The sequence below is a fragment of the Polaromonas vacuolata genome, from assembly GCF_012584515.1.
GTDB classification, from domain to species: domain Bacteria; phylum Pseudomonadota; class Gammaproteobacteria; order Burkholderiales; family Burkholderiaceae_C; genus Polaromonas; species Polaromonas vacuolata.
On record NZ_CP051461.1, the window covers coordinates 831,009 to 847,431 of the forward strand.

Below are 16,423 nucleotides of genomic sequence, written 5' to 3' on the forward strand. Positions count from 1 at the left end.
AGTCCTGTGTTGATAATTTTTGACTGGCGGCATGCGGCGCGCTGACCAGTTACTCGCTTTTGTACTGGCCTTGGCTTTCGTGGCTGCTGGCGCGAAGACGCTGCTGCGTGCGCCGCCTGCGGACTATGCTTTCCAACCAACGGCGTATAAATCCTTTCCGCTCAGCGACGTCGTTGCAGCGCCTGCAGCGGCTATGCCTGTGTCGACTCCGGCCCTTAGTAGCCCCAGCCTTCAATACGATGCCCACTTTGTTTCGGCCCTACCCGGCCAATCCGTGCATGCAGCCACACTGGTCGAGCTAAACAATGGCAATTTGCGCGCCGTCTGGTTTTCTGGCTCGCGTGAGGGTGCGGGCGATGTCACTATTCAAACAGCGGTGCTCGACACTACTGCCATGCAATGGGGCGCGGAAAAAACGCTGCTAGAGCGCCACCAGATAGAGCGCGATCTTTGGCGCTACGTCAAAAAAATTGGCAATCCCGTCATTGGCCGTGCGCCCGACGGCTCGCTTTATCTGTGGATGGTCACTGTCTCACTGGGCGGTTGGGCCGGTAGTTCGATTAGCTATATGCGCTCAGTTGACGACGGCCTCAGCTGGAGCCCAATGCGCCGATTAGTGACCTCGCCGTTTCTCAATATCAGCACGCTGGTCAAAGGTAATCCAGTGGCACTGGAGAATGGGCAGATTGCATTGCCGGTTTATCACGAGTTCGCAACCAAGTTTGCTGAGGTGTTGCGTCTGGATGCAAACGGGCAGGTGCTCGATAAGCTTCGCATACCGAATAGTCAGACTGATTTACAGCCGGTCTTACTGCCCGCTGATGAGCAAAATGCGCAGATATTTATGCGCTCGGGACAGGCTCAGTCGGTAATGCGTTCAGCTACGGTGGATGGTGGCAAACACTGGTCGCCAGCCGAGCCCATAGCATGGCATAACCCAGACTCTGCGTTAGCCGGTGTCACTGCGCGTGATGGCACGAGCTGGCTGGCACTCAACACCCAGCAAAACACCCGTCAAGTGCTGGATTTAATCAGTGCTGGCAAGGGCGCGAGTTTTGACGCTGCTAGACCTATGACGGTAGAGACTTCTCCCACGCCAGGCCAGTTGCTCAGCATTGAGGCCTACGAAAATTTACTCAGCAAAGAACTGCTAGCTGCTGGCGCCAATGCAGCACAAACGGCTGAATATGTGGCTAGCGCTAGACGTCAGCTGTGTGGTGTCAAGGCTTGCTCGCTTGAGTATTCCTACCCTTATTTGCTGCAAAGCCGCGACGGTTATATGCATTTGATTTACACCTGGCACCGCAGCCGCATTAAATACCTGCGTTTTGATCCGCTCAAGCCTTTGGCTGATACCCATGTTCCCACCGCTCACTGATTTTGTGGCCCTGCTAGGCGTGAACCTAGCGCTGTGTGCTGGACTGCTGTGCCTGCCGCTTAGTCGTCGCCTGCCACAGCCGGCCGCGCGCTGGTTGGTGCTGCTGTTGCTGATAAGTCTGTGGTGGCCTGTGGGTTTGAGCGCTATTCCTATGGCGGGCTATCTGCGCGGCATAGTCTCAGACCTGAGCATCACACTCGTGGCTTTGAGCTGCTTGTCATTACAAACGCGACTTTTTGGGACGGCAAGACTGCCTGAGCGTGAGCGACTCAGCCTTTATGCTGTGTTAGCCGTGAGCGCCATAGTGCTCTACCCGACAGCCTTGGGTTGGGGTAACTGGGATGCTTACCGACTCGGTTGGGGTTCGCTGTCTATGCAGCTAGGGCTGCTGCTGGTTTGTCTGGCCAGCTGGTTTGTCGGTTTACGATTACTACCCGGCTTGACCGCGTTGGCCCTGTTGGCTTGGTCCGCTGGGCTGATGGAATCGAATAACCTTTGGGACTACCTGCTGGACCCTTGGTTGGCGGTTTTCTCGCTTGCTTACTGCATCAAGTACGCTATCAAACGATTATTGGAGAAACTGACTTGAAACCTTTTGCATTTGTTTTTCCCGGCCAGGGCTCCCAGTCCGTGGCCATGCTAGATGGCTGGGCCGACCATGCGGTGCTGCGCCAAACACTGGCTGAAGCCTCTGATGCTTTGGACCTTGATATCGGCCTGCTGATCAGCCAAGGACCTAAAGAGCTGCTGGCTCTGACCACCAATACCCAGCCAGTCATGCTAGTTGCCGGGGTTGCGGCTTACCGCATCTGGATGGCCGAGACCGGCATGGCGCCTGCGGTGTTGGCTGGCCACTCGCTGGGGGAGTATTCCGCTTTGGTTGCAGCCGGTGTGTTGACGCTGACGCAGGCAGCGCCCTTGGTGCGTTTTAGGGCTCAGGCTATGCAAGACGCAGTGCCGGTAGGTATGGGTGCTATGGCCGCCATTCTTGGCCTTGACGCGGCCAAGGTGATTGCCGGCTGTGCCGAAGCAATGGCAAGTTTTACGATGGATAGCCGCGAGGTTGTAGAGGCCGTGAACTTTAACGATCCTATGCAGACGGTTATCGCCGGAAGCAAGGCTGCCGTCGATAAAGCCTGCGAAGTGCTTAAGGCGGCAGGCGCTAAGCGCGCGCTGCTGCTGTCGGTGTCCGCACCATTTCATTCAAGTTTAATGCGGCCGGCGGCAGACAAGTTGCTGCAAAAGCTGCAAGAAACTGCATTTGCTGCACCGAGTATTCCCGTCATCAACAACATTGACGTGAGTGTAGAGACTGATGTTGACGCGATTCGTGCCGCGCTATTTCGCCAAGCATTTGGCCCAGTTCGTTGGGTCGAGTGTGTGCAGGCAATAAAGGCCAGAGGCGTTTCCTGCATAGTCGAATGCGGCCCGGGTAAAGTATTGGCAGGTTTGGCTAAGAGAATTGACCCGGAGTTGAACGGTATGCCCTTGTTCGACCCGGCCAGCATGGCCCAGGTAAAGGAATCAATCAAATGAGCGACGTTAAATTTGCCGGACAAATTGCACTGGTCACAGGCGCATCGCGCGGCATAGGTGCTGCTATTGCGCTAGAACTGGCGCAAAAAGGTCTCAAAGTGATTGGCACGGCCACCACGGAGGAAGGCGCAAGCAAAATCAGCCAGACGCTGTCGGCCTTTGACGGTTGTTCTGGGCGCAAGCTAGACGTCAATGATGTCAGTGCTGCTGAGGCGTTGATAGACGCACTGGTCAAGGAACACGGTGGTTTGCAGGTGCTGGTTAACAATGCCGGCATCACCCGGGATATGCTGGCTATGCGCTTAAAAGATGACGACTGGGACGCGGTGTTAGATACCAATCTCAAAGCTGTTTTTCGTATGAGCCGGGCCGTGATGCGCACCATGATGAAACAACGCTATGGGCGCATCATCAGCATTACTTCGGTGGTAGGCACCTCCGGTAATGCGGGTCAAGCCAATTACGCTGCGGCTAAGGCCGGTGTCGCTGGTATGACTCGCGCTTTGGCGCGGGAATTGGGCTCACGTAACATCACTGTCAATTGCATAGCGCCGGGTTTTATCGAGACGGATATGACGGCGGGCTTGAGTCTTGAGCAACAAAAATCCCTGCTTGGCCAGATTCCACTGGGACACTTGGGTAAGCCTCAAGATATTGCGCACGCGGTCGTATTTGTCGCCAGCCCAGAGGCGGCGTACATTACGGGTCAGGAAATTCACGTCAATGGCGGCATGCACATGGCTTAATTGCCGTGCCATACGCGCAGACTTTTTTGTCATTTAGTACACGTTTGACAGTGGTAAAACACTGATCAAACTGAAGCCGGTTATTATCCGTCCGGCCCGGCGCTTAGGAGGACAACTCCTAACGCGGTAAAATTACGGATTAATTTACAACCCTCAGAGGGATTTATGAGCGATATCGAAGCACGCGTTAAGAAAATCATTGCCGAACAGCTTGGCGTAGAAGAAGGTCAAGTTACCAGCGAGAAAGCCTTTGTGGCCGATCTTGGCGCTGACTCTCTTGACACCGTAGAACTGGTGATGGCTCTGGAAGACGAGTTTGGAATTGAAATTCCAGACGAGGACGCCGAGAAAATCACCACCGTCCAGAACGCCATTGATTACGCCAATACCCATCAAAAGGCTTGATGCCAACTAGAAAGCCTTCACCGGCTTTCTTTTCTTTACCTGCGGCCTAGCCGCCATCAAACCTGAAAAACCGTTGATGGTTATTCAGGTTTTTTTCCAGGATTTATGAATGAGTCGTCGTCGTGTCGTAGTGACAGGTCTCGGATGTGTCAGCCCAGTCGGCAACACCGTGGCCGAGTCCTGGTCAAACCTGCTTGCCGGAAATTCCGGCATCGATTTAATAACCCACTTTGATGCGAGCAACTTTTCTTGCAAGTTCGCTGGCGAAGCCAAAGGCTTCAAAATTACGGATTACATCCCTGAAAAAGAAGCGCGTCATATGGACCGCTTTATCCATCTAGGTCTTGCCGCCGCATGTCAAGCAATTGTCGACAGCGGCCTGCCGACCGGTGATGCTTTAGATCACGAATTAGCCACCCGCATAGGCTGCAACATAGGCTCTGGCATTGGCGGTCTGCCAATGATCGAACAAACCCATGGTGAATTAACCGAGCGCGGTCCGCGTCGGATTTCTCCTTTCTTCGTACCCGCTTCCATCATCAACATGATTTCAGGTCATGTGGCGATCAAGTTTGGCTTTAAAGGCCCGAATTTGGCGGTTGCAACGGCTTGCACTTCTGGCTTGCATGCCATAGGCATGTCAGCCCGCATGATTGAGTACGGTGACTGCGATGTGATGATTGCTGGCGGCGCCGAAGCGACTGTCTCGCCACTAGGTGTTGGCGGCTTTTGCGCAGCACGCGCACTGTCAACCCGTAATGAAGATCCCAAAACTGCTTCGCGGCCTTGGGACAAAGACAGAGATGGCTTTGTGCTAGGTGAAGGCGGCGGCGTGATGGTGCTCGAAGAGTACGAGCATGCTAAAGCGCGCGGCGCAAAAATCTACGCTGAAATCACCGGTTTTGGTATGAGTGCCGACGCTTTTCACATGACTGCTCCAGACAGCGATGGCCCGAGTCGTGCCATGTTGATGGCGTTGAAAAACGCTGCTGTGAATATCGATGAGGTTGATTACATCAACGCCCACGGTACATCCACGCCGATTGGAGATTTGAACGAGACTAAAGCGATTAAGGCGACTTTTGGCGATCACGCCAAAAAGCTCATGGTCAGCTCGACCAAATCCATGACCGGCCATTTGCTTGGCGGTGCTGGCGGCGTAGAGTCGGTGTTTACCGTGTTAGCACTGCATCACCAAAAAATTCCACCAACGATTAATATTTTTAACCAAGACCCAGAGTGCGACTTGGACTTTTGCGCCAACATAGCGCGAGACGTCAAGATGGAAACTGTGGTTAAAAATAATTTTGGCTTTGGCGGCACCAACGGCACGCTGGTGTTTAAGCGCGTTTGACGCGTCTTGGCACGCACTCTTACTGCCTGTGTTCGGCCTGACTACCAGGTGCTTTGTGAATCGCTATAACGCCCCCCCGGTTATTTATCCTTCGGGGCGTTCTTTGCTTGAAGCGTATGGCTTAGTACTGGCTTGGACTTGTGGCTTGCTAACGCTGTCTGGTTGGCTGCTAACAGCGGGCGGTTCTGCATTTATCTTTGCAGCAGTTGCGGCCGTCTTGTTGGTAGTCGGTGTGACCGCGCTCAGGTGTTGGCGCAGCGCAGATCATGGCCAACTGCACTGGGACGGTAAATGCTGGCGTTGGGAAAGCCAAGCGGGTCACACGCTAGCGCAAAAACATAAGCAAGAGCAAGAGCAAGAGCAAGAGCAATCCATCTGTGTCATCGTGGATTTTCAAAGCTGGCTGCTAATTCGAATGGAAAATCAGTCCCACGCTTGCCAGTGGCTTTGGCTTGAACGTAAAAACGCGCCCCATCGTTGGCTGGATTTGCGTCGTGCAATTTACGCACCGCATAGGGATATTGGCCTTGAACACGGCCTTGAGTTGCATGGCAATTCTGATCGAACGAATTTCCAGCTATGAGCGCAGAAGATATCTCCAAAGCCGTAGTGCCGGCTGAGAACACCGACATGATGCTGGTCGAACGCACTGTTGCGGGCGACCAAAAAGCCTTTGAGCTGTTGGTGATTAAATATGAAAAGCGTATTCAGCGGCTAATTGGCCGCATGGTGCGTGACGTCGATTTAGTCGAAGACATCGCCCAAGACACTTTCATTCGCGCCTACCGTGCGTTGGCACAGTTCCGGGGCGAAGCGCAGTTCTACACCTGGCTATACCGTATTGCCGTCAATACCGCCAAAAAAGCATTGATGGATTTAAAGCGTAACCCGACAGTTTCTGAAAATTTCTTTAAATCTAGCGATGACGATGAAACTTCTCGGATCGAGAACGAACAAACAAGTTCTGAGACACCCGAAGCAGTACTTGCCAGCAAAGAAATTGCCGAAATGGTCAATGCTGCAATGGACGCCTTACCCGAGGAACTTAGGCAAGCCATCACCTTGCGTGAAATAGAAGGACTGAGTTATGAAGAGATATCGCTGGCTATGAATTGTCCGATAGGCACCATACGCTCACGTATTTTTAGGGCGCGTGAAGCTATCTCACAAAAAATCAAACCATTGCTTGAGAACCAATCCGGAAAGCGTTGGTAAAAAGTAAAAGTTTCCGCTGTATTTTTTTATCTGCGCGTACTTATTTAACGAATTGTTTTAGAACTCGAATTACGACAACAACTGACCCCTCCCGCTGCTGCAAATTTGTGCTGTCAGCGGCCGGCCAAAAGTAGCAAAGCCATGAATACCAAACCAACGTCAATAGCCTCACGCGAACTCCTGTCAGCCTTGGCCGATGGCGAATTAATGCAAGATGAATTGACGCTGGCTTTAGCCTCCTGTAGCCAAGACAGTAATGCCCTGGAAAGTTGGAATAGCTACCAGATCATTGGCAACGTGCTGCGCAATCCTGCTGGAGCTTTTGACCAAGTCTCACAAGGCGCAAGCCCAATTTTTCTGGATAAATTGAAGTTGCGCCTAGCTCAAGAGCCGGCGCTGCAAGTTCAACCATTGGCTTTATTTTCTGCGTTGCAGATTCCGACCTCGCCAACTTTAGTGCCAACTCCGGCGGCTAACGACAGCCTGTTTCGCTGGAAGATGGTTGCAGGTTTTGCATCACTCGCTGCAGTGTCGGTGATTGCATTGAATAGTTTTTCCACGCTCTCAACTGCTCCTGAAACCCAACTGGCACAGTCAACGCAAGTGCCAAGCGAGCAAGTATTAATCGCTTCGCCCCAAGGCAATATAGTTCGTGATGCTCGATTTCAAGAGTTGCTCGCAGCACACCGTCAAATGGGCGGCACCTCGGCGCTTCAAGTGCCTTCGGGGTTTCTCCGTAACGCAACATTTGAGGCTCAACAAAATGGTTCGCGATAAGTATTTTCTGATCACGCGGTGTTAAATCAAATATGAAATACAAGTTTTTTTGTAAACCTTTTTTGATCGCAGTGCTTGCCGTAATCGGTACTGTGCAAGCAAAGTCGCAGACGCCCCCGAGCCCGCAAGCACCGCCTAGTGTTGAGTCCTCTTTCCACTCTAAAAACATAAATGACTGGCTGATGCGTATGCATGAGGCCTCTAAGAGCCGTACTTATGTGGGCACTTTTGTAGTCTCGGCTGGCGCTAATATGTCTAGCGCCAAAATCTGGCATGTCTGCGAAGGTGAGCAACTAGTCGAACGCGTTGAAAGCCTGACAGGTGCGCCGCGTTCGGTTTTTCGACACAACGATTTGGTCATGACTTTTGTGCCCGAGCAAAAAATATTGTTGAAAGAAAAGCGCGAATCACTGGGCATGTTTCCGGATTTACTCAAGTCCGCTGACAGTCGTATCGCAGACTTTTATGAAGTCAAACCTGATGGAGTAGGGCGTGTCGCAGGCGTTGACGCCGACGTTGTGCGGCTGATACCGAAAGACAATTTGCGCTTTGGCTACCGTATCTGGGTCGAGAAAAAAAATGGCCTGGTTGTTAAATTGCAAACGCTCAATACCAAGGCTCAAGTGCTAGAGCAAGCAGCGTTTTCTGAATTGCAGCTAGGCGCTCCTGTGAAGATGGATCATTTATTACAAATGATGAATAAGGTTGAAGGCTATCGGGTCGAGCAGCCAATGCTAATTAAAACCAAAGCAAGTAGCGAAGGCTGGCAATTGATATCGCCGATTCCCGGCTTTATGCCAATGAGTTGTTATAAGCGCCCGCCTTCTGGTGCCAACACAGCCAATGCGAGCGATCCGTTGCAGTGCACGTTTTCTGACGGTCTGGCATCTGTTTCCCTGTTTGTCGAACCCTATGACGCTCAGCGCCAAGACCGCGAGTCCAGCATGGCTTTGGGTGCAACACAAAGCATGACACGCAAGCTTGGGGCCCACTTGATTACTGTTGTGGGTGAAGTACCCATGAGTACGCTACAGCTTTTTGCCAACGCACTTGAAAGTAAGAAATAGATTGAGATTGCTGGTATCAATATTTTCCAGCTCAGTATTCGGTTTTTTTAATTTTCTAATTTTCAACATTGATAAAGAGGTGCATTGACATGCGTACATTGAAGTTAAAACCCCTGCGCTTTTGGCTCACCGCCGGCATGATGGTCATTGCGGCCAGCACCACAGTACTGCCGACGCAATCCGTCTGGGCGCAGGTTCGTACCTTGCCAGACTTCACTGATTTGGTTGAGCAAGTTGGCCCGTCGGTTGTGAATATTCGCACGTCCGAATTGGTTAAAGCCAGTGCTGCTGCTACCGATGGCGCACCTGACGAGCAGATGCTTGAATTTTTCAAACGTTTTGGTATTCCGGTTCCACCGGGCATGCGCGCACCGCGTCCAGACCGTGGCCAAGTCAAGCCTCAGCCAGATGAAGAGCAGCCACGTGGCATTGGCTCCGGATTTATTCTCACGGCTGATGGCTTTGTCATGACCAATGCCCACGTCGTAGAAGGCGCTGATGAAGTGATAGTGACCTTGACCGATAAACGCGAGTTCAAGGCCAAGGTCATAGGCTCTGATAAACGCAGTGACGTCGCTGTATTGAAGATAGAAGCCACTGGTTTACCAGCGGTCAAGATTGGTGATATTTCACGCTTGAAGGTCGGCGAATGGGTGATGGCCATAGGCTCACCGTTTGGTTTGGAGAATACGGTGACTTCCGGCATCGTCAGCGCCAAACAGCGCGATACCGGCGACTACATACCGCTGATACAGACCGACGTGGCGATTAATCCCGGCAATTCCGGTGGTCCTTTGATTAATATGCGCGGTGAGGTAGTTGGCATTAACAGCCAGATCTATTCACGCTCGGGTGGCTTTCAAGGTATCTCTTTTGCAATTCCCATCGATGAAGCCACGCGTGTTGCTGAGCAATTACGCGCCACTGGCAAGGTCACTCGCGGCCGTATCGGTGTGCAGATAGACCAAGTCGGAAAAGATATTGCTGAATCTTTGGGATTAGCCAGCCCACAAGGCGCGTTGGTGCGCGGTGTTGAATCCGGTGGTCCAGCTGAAAAAGCCGGCATAGAAGCGGGCGACATCATCATCAAGTTTGATGGCAAAGCGATTGAACGCTTTAGCGAATTGCCTCTCATGGTGGGCAAGATCAAGCCCGGCAGCAAATCGGTTGTGACGGTCTTTCGACGTGGTGCGACCAAAGATTTGACGGTCACTATCGCTGAAGTCGAGTCCGAAAAACCAGTGGTTAAAACTTCCGCACCGAAACCTAAAGCCCCAGTCGCTGGTCCGGCTCAAGTCATTGGATTGGTGATTAGCAATCTGACAGACGTGCAAATGAAAGAGAGCAAACTCACTGGCGGCGTAAAAGTCGACAGTGCAACGGGTCCTGCAGCACGTGCTGGCTTGCGTGAAGGCGATGTGATCGTGTCTTTAGGCAATGCCGAGATCAATAATGTTAAAGATTTTGATAACGCTTTGTCCAAGGCGGATAAGGCAAAACCCGTTAATGTGTTGTTCCGGCGCGGTGAGTTGGCTCAATATGCGTTAATTAAATCGGCTCGTTAAGTCTTATAGATTAGAAAAAGACCTCTAAAACTCAATGGGTATTAGAGGCTTTTGCTAAATTTGATGACTTTTTTTGACTTTTAAAAAATATTTTTTAAGCCTTACTTGAACTTTGTTAGTGATTGCCAACTTTAAAAAAAGATGGTGAAACTGATTTGGTTAGAATATGACTTCTCCATTGCCGGATCTGTCCGCTCTTACTGCTATTTATCTGTGATCTACATATTACCCACAACCTTTGCAAAGTCATAAATTTGCTATGTTGATAACATGTGTATAAGTTTTTCGTTGCTAGCTTGCAACGACAAAGATATGACAATTTCAGGGCTATGGCGATCTGGCTTTTTGCCTACAATGAACTTCCAACTATCGCAGTTGCCATAGATTGTTGGTTCAGGGCGCGTCGCTTGTAGACGCGCCTTTTTTTATGGTCTGTTGCGAATGCAGCCTTCCTTCTTCGTAATACTCACAAGTACTTAGGCGTTTTCGTTGATGAATCACATCAGAAATTTCTCTATCATCGCGCACATCGACCACGGCAAATCGACGCTGGCCGATAGATTAATCCAACGTTGCGGCGGCCTCCAAGACCGTCAAATGAGCGCTCAGGTGCTTGACTCGATGGATATCGAAAAAGAGCGTGGAATAACCATCAAAGCCCAGACTGCATCGCTGAAATACACAGCACAAGACGGGCAGGTCTACAACCTCAATTTAATCGACACACCAGGTCACGTAGACTTTTCCTACGAAGTCAGTCGCTCACTTTCCGCTTGCGAAGGTGCATTGCTGGTGGTCGATGCCAGTCAGGGTGTTGAAGCGCAGACGGTGGCTAATTGCTATACCGCGCTCGACCTAGGTGTTGAAGTCGTGCCAGTGCTAAACAAGATGGATTTGCCGCAAGCCGATCCGGATAACGCACGCAAAGAAATTGAAGAAGTCATAGGCATTGACGCGACCGACGCTATCGCTTGCAGCGCCAAAACTGGTATGGGTATTGACGAAATTCTCGAAGCCGTCATTGCGCGCATTCCTTGCCCGAAAGGCAATGCCAGTGGTCCTTTGCGCGCCATGATTATTGACAGCTGGTATGACGCTTATGTTGGCGTCGTGATGCTGGTGCGCGTGGTTGACGGTCGTTTGGCTAAAGGCGATCGCATCAAACTCATGGCCAGCGAGGCTATGTATAACGCCGAGCAGCTTGGCGTATTTACTCCGCATACCGAGGCGCGTCCGTCGCTAGAAGCCGGCGAGGTTGGTTTCATCATTGCGGGCATCAAAGAATTGCAAGCGGCCCGAGTGGGTGACACCGTGACTCAGGTTAAAGCCGGCTCAGGCGGTGCCGCCTTTACGGCGACCGAACCTCTACCTGGTTTTAAAGAAATTCAACCACAGGTGTTTGCCGGCCTTTACCCCTCGGAAGCGAGTGAGTACGAGTCTCTGCGCGATGCGCTGGAAAAGCTCAAGCTCAACGACGCTTCCTTGCACTACGAACCAGAGGTCAGCGAAGCGCTGGGTTTTGGTTTTCGCTGCGGTTTCCTCGGTCTGCTGCACATGGAAATCGTACAAGAGCGCTTAGAGCGTGAATTCGATCAGGACTTAATTACTACCGCGCCAAGCGTTGTCTACGAAGTGCTCAGCGCAAGTGGCGAGGTGTTGCGGGTCGAAAATCCATCCAAAATTCCAGACGCTGGTCGCGTCAGCGAAATCCGTGAGCCTATCGTCACAGTTCACCTCTACATGCCGCAAGACTATGTGGGCGCTGTCATGACGCTGGCCAATCAAAAGCGCGGTGTGCAGCTCAATATGGCCTACCACGGTAAGCAAGTCATGCTGACTTATGAAATGCCGCTAGGCGAGATAGTGTTGGACTTTTTTGACAAGCTCAAATCGGTCTCGCGCGGCTACGCTTCTATGGACTATGTGTTTAAAGAATTCCGTCCGTCTGATGTAGTGAAGGTCGATATATTGCTCAACGGTGAGCGCGTCGATGCACTGTCCATCATTGTTCACCGCAGTCAGTCGGCCTACCGCGGTCGTGCGGTAGTGGCCAAAATGCGTGAAATAATTTCGCGCCAGCAGTTTGACGTCGCCATTCAGGCGGCCATCGGTGCTAACGTGATTGCGCGTGAGACGATCAAAGCCTTGCGTAAAAACGTGATTGCTAAGTGCTATGGTGGCGATATCTCGCGCAAGAAAAAACTGCTTGAAAAACAAAAAGCAGGCAAAAAACGAATGAAACAAATCGGTTCAGTCGAAGTGCCTCAAGAAGCCTTCCTAGCCATATTGCAGGTGGAAGATTAATGCGCAATCTAATGAGCTCAATCACGGCCTTAATACTGGCGGCTTTTGTTGGTTACGGTGCTGCTTGGTACGTCGGACAAGTCGAGGGCAACTTTGCGCTGCTACTGTTTCTCGCCACACTGATTACTGGCTTGTATTGGTTCGCTGAGCGCCTTTACTTTTTGCCCGAGCGTCGCAAGGCCTTGCTTGCTCTGGAAGAAAACACCGCTAAGCGTCGCACTGAGTTGGCCAAAATGGGCATAGACAAAGTCGATGACAACACCAGCGAAGCCAAAAGTCGCATCATCATGCAGCCTTGGTGGTTGGACTGGACAGCGGGATTGTTTCCAGTCATTTTGGTGGTATTTTTGCTGCGCTCGTTTTTATTTGAGCCGTTTAAAATTCCTTCCGGCTCCATGATTCCAACGCTGTTGGTCAACGACTTGATACTGGTTAATAAATTTCATTACGGCGTTCGCCTGCCAGTTCTCAATCTCAAAGTCTTAGACAACAACAGTCCCCAACGCGGCGATGTGATGGTGTTTCGCTACCCACCAAAACCTAGTTTGGATTACATCAAGCGTGTAGTTGGCTTGCCGGGTGATGAGGTCTCTTACCTGAATAAAAAGCTCAGCATCAATGGTGTGCCATTAAACAAATCGGCACTGCCTGACTTTTTTGAAGAAGACGCGATGCGCTACGCCAAGCAGTTTGAGGAAGTCACCGGCACCAAACATTACCGAATTCTTAATGACGACGATCGTCCAGCGTTTATTCCTGGCGTGGATGATTTTGCCTTCAAACAAAATTGCCGCTACAGTAGTGAAGGCGTTGTCTGCAAGGTCCCTGAAGGTCAGTATTTCATGATGGGCGATAACCGCGACAACTCGCTGGACTCACGCTACTGGGGTTTTGTGCCAGAGAAAAACATTGTTGGCAAAGCCTTTTTTGTTTGGATGAATTTCGGTAATTTAAAGCGCATCGGCTCGATTCATTAATGCCTTCACTGGAGATACATATGAAATATAAGCAGCTTGGAATGTCTCTAATCAGTTTGGTATTTTTTTTGGCTGTACTCGGTTTTGCCGGCGTGATGATTGCGCAGGTTTTTCCAACTTTGATTGAAAAGCAGGCCATCACCAAGGCCGCAAGCAAGGCCGCTGATGGCCAGACTGTTTCCGATGTGCGTGCTATTTTTGACCGTGCAGCACTAGTCGATGACATTCACTCTGTTGCTGGCAAGGATTTGGATATTCGTAAGGAAGATGACAAAACAATAGTTTTGTTTGCCTACAACCGTGAAATTCACATAGCGGGTCCAGCGTATTTGCTGCTCAAATACTCCGGACGCTCCCAATAAGTGGCGTCAACTAAGGCTTTGTCCCCCCAGTTGCAAGCCTTGCAAAAGCGCTTACAGCACGAGTTTGCTAATCCCAATTTGCTGCTTCAAGCGCTCACCCATAGAAGTTTTTCTAGCGACCATTACGAGCGCACTGAATTCTTGGGCGACTCAGTGCTGAACTTGGCTGTCTCGGGACTTTTGTATGAGCGTCTCAAAGATCAACCTGAAGGTGAACTCTCACGCGCCCGCGCCAACTTGGTGAAACAAGAAACCTTGTACCAGTTAGCGCTGTCACTAGGCCTGCCAGAACTGCTGCGCTTAGGCGAGGGCGAGGCCAAGTCTGGCGGCCAAAAGCGTCCTTCTATCTTGGCCGATGCTTTAGAGGCTGTGCTGGGTGCGGTGTATCTCGATGCCGGCTTTGAGCCTGCGAATGCTTTGGTGCGGCGCCTGTTTGCGGATGTTGAGATCAACGCCCAAATGCAGGCGATCGGCAAAGATCCCAAAACCGAGTTGCAAGAGTGGCTGCAGGGCCGAAAAATGAAGCTGCCGCTTTACCGCGTGGTTGGCACTCAAGGGGCCGAGCACAAGCAAACTTTTGATGTCGAATGCGAGATTGCCGAATACCGCCGCTCTGAACGCGGCATAGGCGGCTCGCGCCGTGCCGGTGAGCAAGCCGCCGCCAGCGCTATGCTGCTGTTTATCAAGACGCTTTAAAGGCAATGCCCATTCGTTTTTAAAAAATATTTCCCGCTGTGCGGCACCAGCTTTGTAAAACCTGTGCCGCTGCAAATTTTCGACCACCTTTTTGGCCACTTTATTGGCCACTTTATTGGCCACAATTTCGACCACCTTCAGATCCGACACACCACATGACTACCGGCAAACGCAAACCCACCTCCAGCCTAGACGCAACCCAGTCCAGCCCATCCGCCTCCGAGGTGCTCGCACCCCAAGACGCTTCGCTGGAAGCCATGCTGTCCAAGGCCATGTCAGCGCGTACCAATATGGATGCAGCTTCCGACGCACCGGACGCGCCGCCAGCCAAACCGATTCCACCTGAGAGCGAGCAGCGCTGCGGCTTGATCGCGATTGTGGGCAAACCCAACGTCGGCAAATCAACTTTGCTCAATGCTTTGGTGGGTCAGAAAATCAGTATCACTTCGCGTAAAGCGCAGACCACACGTCACCGCATCACTGGCATGCGCACGGTCGAGGCAACGCAGTTCGTATTTGTTGACACGCCCGGTTTCCAAACCCGTCACGGCAATGCGCTCAATCGCTCGCTCAACCGCACGGTTGTCGGCGCGGTTAACGACGTAGATCTGATTGTGTTCGTCGTCGAAGCTGGCCAGTTCAACATGGCCGACGCCAAGGTTTTGTCATTACTCCCGGCTAAAACACCAGCCATTTTGCTGGCGAATAAGTTCGATTTGATTCACCGCCGCGCCGAAATCGCGCCTTGGCTGCGCGCCATGCAAGAGCGCCATGACTTTGCCGAGTTTGTGCCTATGTCGGCTAACAACGCCAAAGACATCGAGCGCTTGTTTGGCATTTGTGAGAAATACCTGCCCCAGCAACCTTGGATGTATGGCGCAGAAGAGCTCACAGACCGCAGCGATCGCTTTATGGCCGCTGAGATCATTCGTGAAAAACTGTTCCGATTGACTGGCGACGAGTTGCCTTACACCTCGACTGTCATCATCGACAAATACGAAGAAGAAGGCGCTTTGCGTCGGGTTGCCGCCACTATTGTGGTCGAGCGCGATGGCCACAAAGGCATGATCATTGGCGAGAAGGGCGAAAAGCTCAAGCGCATTGGCACGGAAGCGCGCCATGAATTAGAGCGTTTGACCGGCGGCAAAGTGTTTCTTGAAATCTGGGTCAAGGTTCGTTCCGGTTGGGCTGACGACGAAGCCCGGGTCAAGACCTTTGGCTACGAGTAAAAATTCTTTGCACGTTATTTTCGGATTCGCTTGTGGCCACCCAACGCATCACCGATGAGCCGGCTTACGTATTGCATCGTTATGACTGGAGCGAGTCCAGTCTGATACTCGAAGTGTTCAGTCGCAGCTATGGACGCATCGCCTTGATAGCGCGCGGTGCGAAAAAGCCAAGTTCTAACTTTCGCCCCATATTGCTGCCGCTGCAGCCACTGCATATTGCTTTTGGCGGGGATGCCGAGATTCGCAACCTCAGGGGCGCGGAGTGGCAGGGCGGTCATGTGATGCCGACTGGCGACGCATTGCTCTCGGGTTATTACCTCAATGAGTTGTTGATGCGGCTGCTCGCGCGGGATGACCCGCATCCGGTCTTGTTCGACGCCTATGCCAAAGCAGTCCAGCTACTAGCCAACCAAAGCATAGATACGCTGCAAGTTGCGCTGCGTGCTTTTGAGTTGCGCTTGCTGCGCGACATTGGCTTGCTACCCATGCTTGATATTCAAACTGGCACGTTAAGTGCGCTCGATCCTGATACGGAGTATGTATTGCTAGCCGAAGCCGGCCTGCGTGAAGCGCACGAGGACGACCGCTACAGCATGAGCGGCAGGCAATGGTTGACGCTACAGCAAGCGCTGCACGGCGACTCGCCTTTTTCTGACACGATGCACGCTTGCGTCAATAGTCTGCCGGCCCTACGCTCTCAATTGCGCACCTTACTACACTACCATTGCGATGTAAAAGTTCTCAAGACTCGGCAAATGATGCTGGACTTGCAGTCGCTTTAATTTTTAAACCGCTAATCCAATCGAGCCCTT

Annotated in this window: 17 protein-coding genes; all 17 read left to right on the top strand. The window is 51.7% G+C overall.

What is annotated here, in order from left to right; translation table 11 throughout:
- Nucleotides 1-31: 31 nt before the first annotated feature.
- The gene (locus tag HC248_RS03900; protein ID WP_238342708.1) at nucleotides 32-1,378 is read left to right on the top strand and encodes a sialidase family protein; all 1,347 of its coding nucleotides are present in this window, start codon (nucleotides 32-34) and stop codon (nucleotides 1,376-1,378) included.
- The gene (locus HC248_RS03905; RefSeq protein ID WP_168921360.1) at nucleotides 1,359-1,967 is read left to right on the top strand and encodes a hypothetical protein; all 609 of its coding nucleotides are present in this window, start codon (nucleotides 1,359-1,361) and stop codon (nucleotides 1,965-1,967) included. Before HC248_RS03900 ends, HC248_RS03905 begins: the two co-directional genes overlap by 20 nt.
- Entirely contained in the window at nucleotides 1,964-2,914 is a 951-nt protein-coding gene (gene fabD, locus HC248_RS03910; protein WP_168921361.1) for an ACP S-malonyltransferase, read from the top strand. Before HC248_RS03905 ends, fabD begins: the two co-directional genes overlap by 4 nt.
- Nucleotides 2,911-3,660: a 3-oxoacyl-ACP reductase FabG gene (gene fabG, locus HC248_RS03915; protein ID WP_168921362.1), complete on the top strand. Its 750-nt coding sequence runs from the start codon at nucleotides 2,911-2,913 to the stop codon at nucleotides 3,658-3,660. The genes fabD and fabG overlap by 4 nt, the downstream gene beginning before the upstream one ends.
- A 165-nt stretch (nucleotides 3,661-3,825) precedes the next feature.
- Nucleotides 3,826-4,065, top strand: a complete 240-nt coding sequence (gene acpP, locus HC248_RS03920; protein WP_011484542.1) for an acyl carrier protein — start codon at nucleotides 3,826-3,828, stop codon at nucleotides 4,063-4,065.
- Between the two features lie 109 nt (nucleotides 4,066-4,174).
- Entirely contained in the window at nucleotides 4,175-5,419 is a 1,245-nt protein-coding gene (gene fabF, locus HC248_RS03925; protein ID WP_168921363.1) for a beta-ketoacyl-ACP synthase II, read from the top strand.
- 55 nt (nucleotides 5,420-5,474) lie between these two features.
- Nucleotides 5,475-6,002 (top strand): hypothetical protein, encoded by a 528-nt coding sequence (locus HC248_RS03930; RefSeq protein WP_168921364.1) that lies wholly within the window; start codon nucleotides 5,475-5,477, stop codon nucleotides 6,000-6,002.
- Nucleotides 5,999-6,634, top strand: a complete 636-nt coding sequence (gene rpoE / locus HC248_RS03935) for an RNA polymerase sigma factor RpoE (protein ID WP_168921365.1) — start codon at nucleotides 5,999-6,001, stop codon at nucleotides 6,632-6,634. Before HC248_RS03930 ends, rpoE begins: the two co-directional genes overlap by 4 nt.
- 141 nt (nucleotides 6,635-6,775) lie before the next feature.
- Nucleotides 6,776-7,411 carry a sigma-E factor negative regulatory protein gene (locus HC248_RS03940; RefSeq protein ID WP_168921366.1) on the top strand — a complete coding sequence of 212 codons (636 nt, stop codon included), beginning with the start codon at nucleotides 6,776-6,778 and terminating at the stop codon, nucleotides 7,409-7,411.
- Between the two features lie 182 nt (nucleotides 7,412-7,593).
- Complete coding sequence (locus HC248_RS03945) at nucleotides 7,594-8,478, top strand: MucB/RseB C-terminal domain-containing protein (RefSeq protein ID WP_238342709.1); 885 nt, start codon at nucleotides 7,594-7,596, stop codon at nucleotides 8,476-8,478.
- Nucleotides 8,479-8,567: 89 nt separating this feature from the next.
- Nucleotides 8,568-10,043, top strand: a complete 1,476-nt coding sequence (locus HC248_RS03950; RefSeq protein WP_168921368.1) for a DegQ family serine endoprotease — start codon at nucleotides 8,568-8,570, stop codon at nucleotides 10,041-10,043.
- A gap of 492 nt (nucleotides 10,044-10,535) precedes the next feature.
- Nucleotides 10,536-12,347: a translation elongation factor 4 gene (lepA, locus tag HC248_RS03955; protein ID WP_168921369.1), complete on the top strand. Its 1,812-nt coding sequence runs from the start codon at nucleotides 10,536-10,538 to the stop codon at nucleotides 12,345-12,347.
- Nucleotides 12,347-13,324, top strand: coding sequence for a signal peptidase I (gene lepB, locus HC248_RS03960; protein WP_168921370.1), 978 nt, complete (start codon nucleotides 12,347-12,349; stop codon nucleotides 13,322-13,324). The genes lepA and lepB overlap by 1 nt, the downstream gene beginning before the upstream one ends.
- Nucleotides 13,325-13,365: 41 nt before the next feature.
- Nucleotides 13,366-13,686, top strand: coding sequence for a DUF4845 domain-containing protein (locus tag HC248_RS03965; protein ID WP_238342710.1), 321 nt, complete (start codon nucleotides 13,366-13,368; stop codon nucleotides 13,684-13,686).
- Between the two features lie 18 nt (nucleotides 13,687-13,704).
- Nucleotides 13,705-14,382, top strand: coding sequence for a ribonuclease III (rnc, locus tag HC248_RS03970; protein WP_168923657.1), 678 nt, complete (start codon nucleotides 13,705-13,707; stop codon nucleotides 14,380-14,382).
- A gap of 290 nt (nucleotides 14,383-14,672) precedes the next feature.
- A complete protein-coding gene (gene era / locus HC248_RS03975; RefSeq protein ID WP_420372011.1) occupies nucleotides 14,673-15,611 on the top strand; it encodes a GTPase Era in 939 nt (312 codons plus the stop codon).
- A gap of 32 nt (nucleotides 15,612-15,643) precedes the next feature.
- Entirely contained in the window at nucleotides 15,644-16,393 is a 750-nt protein-coding gene (recO, locus tag HC248_RS03980) for a DNA repair protein RecO (RefSeq protein WP_168921373.1), read from the top strand.
- Nucleotides 16,394-16,423 lie beyond the last annotated feature (30 nt).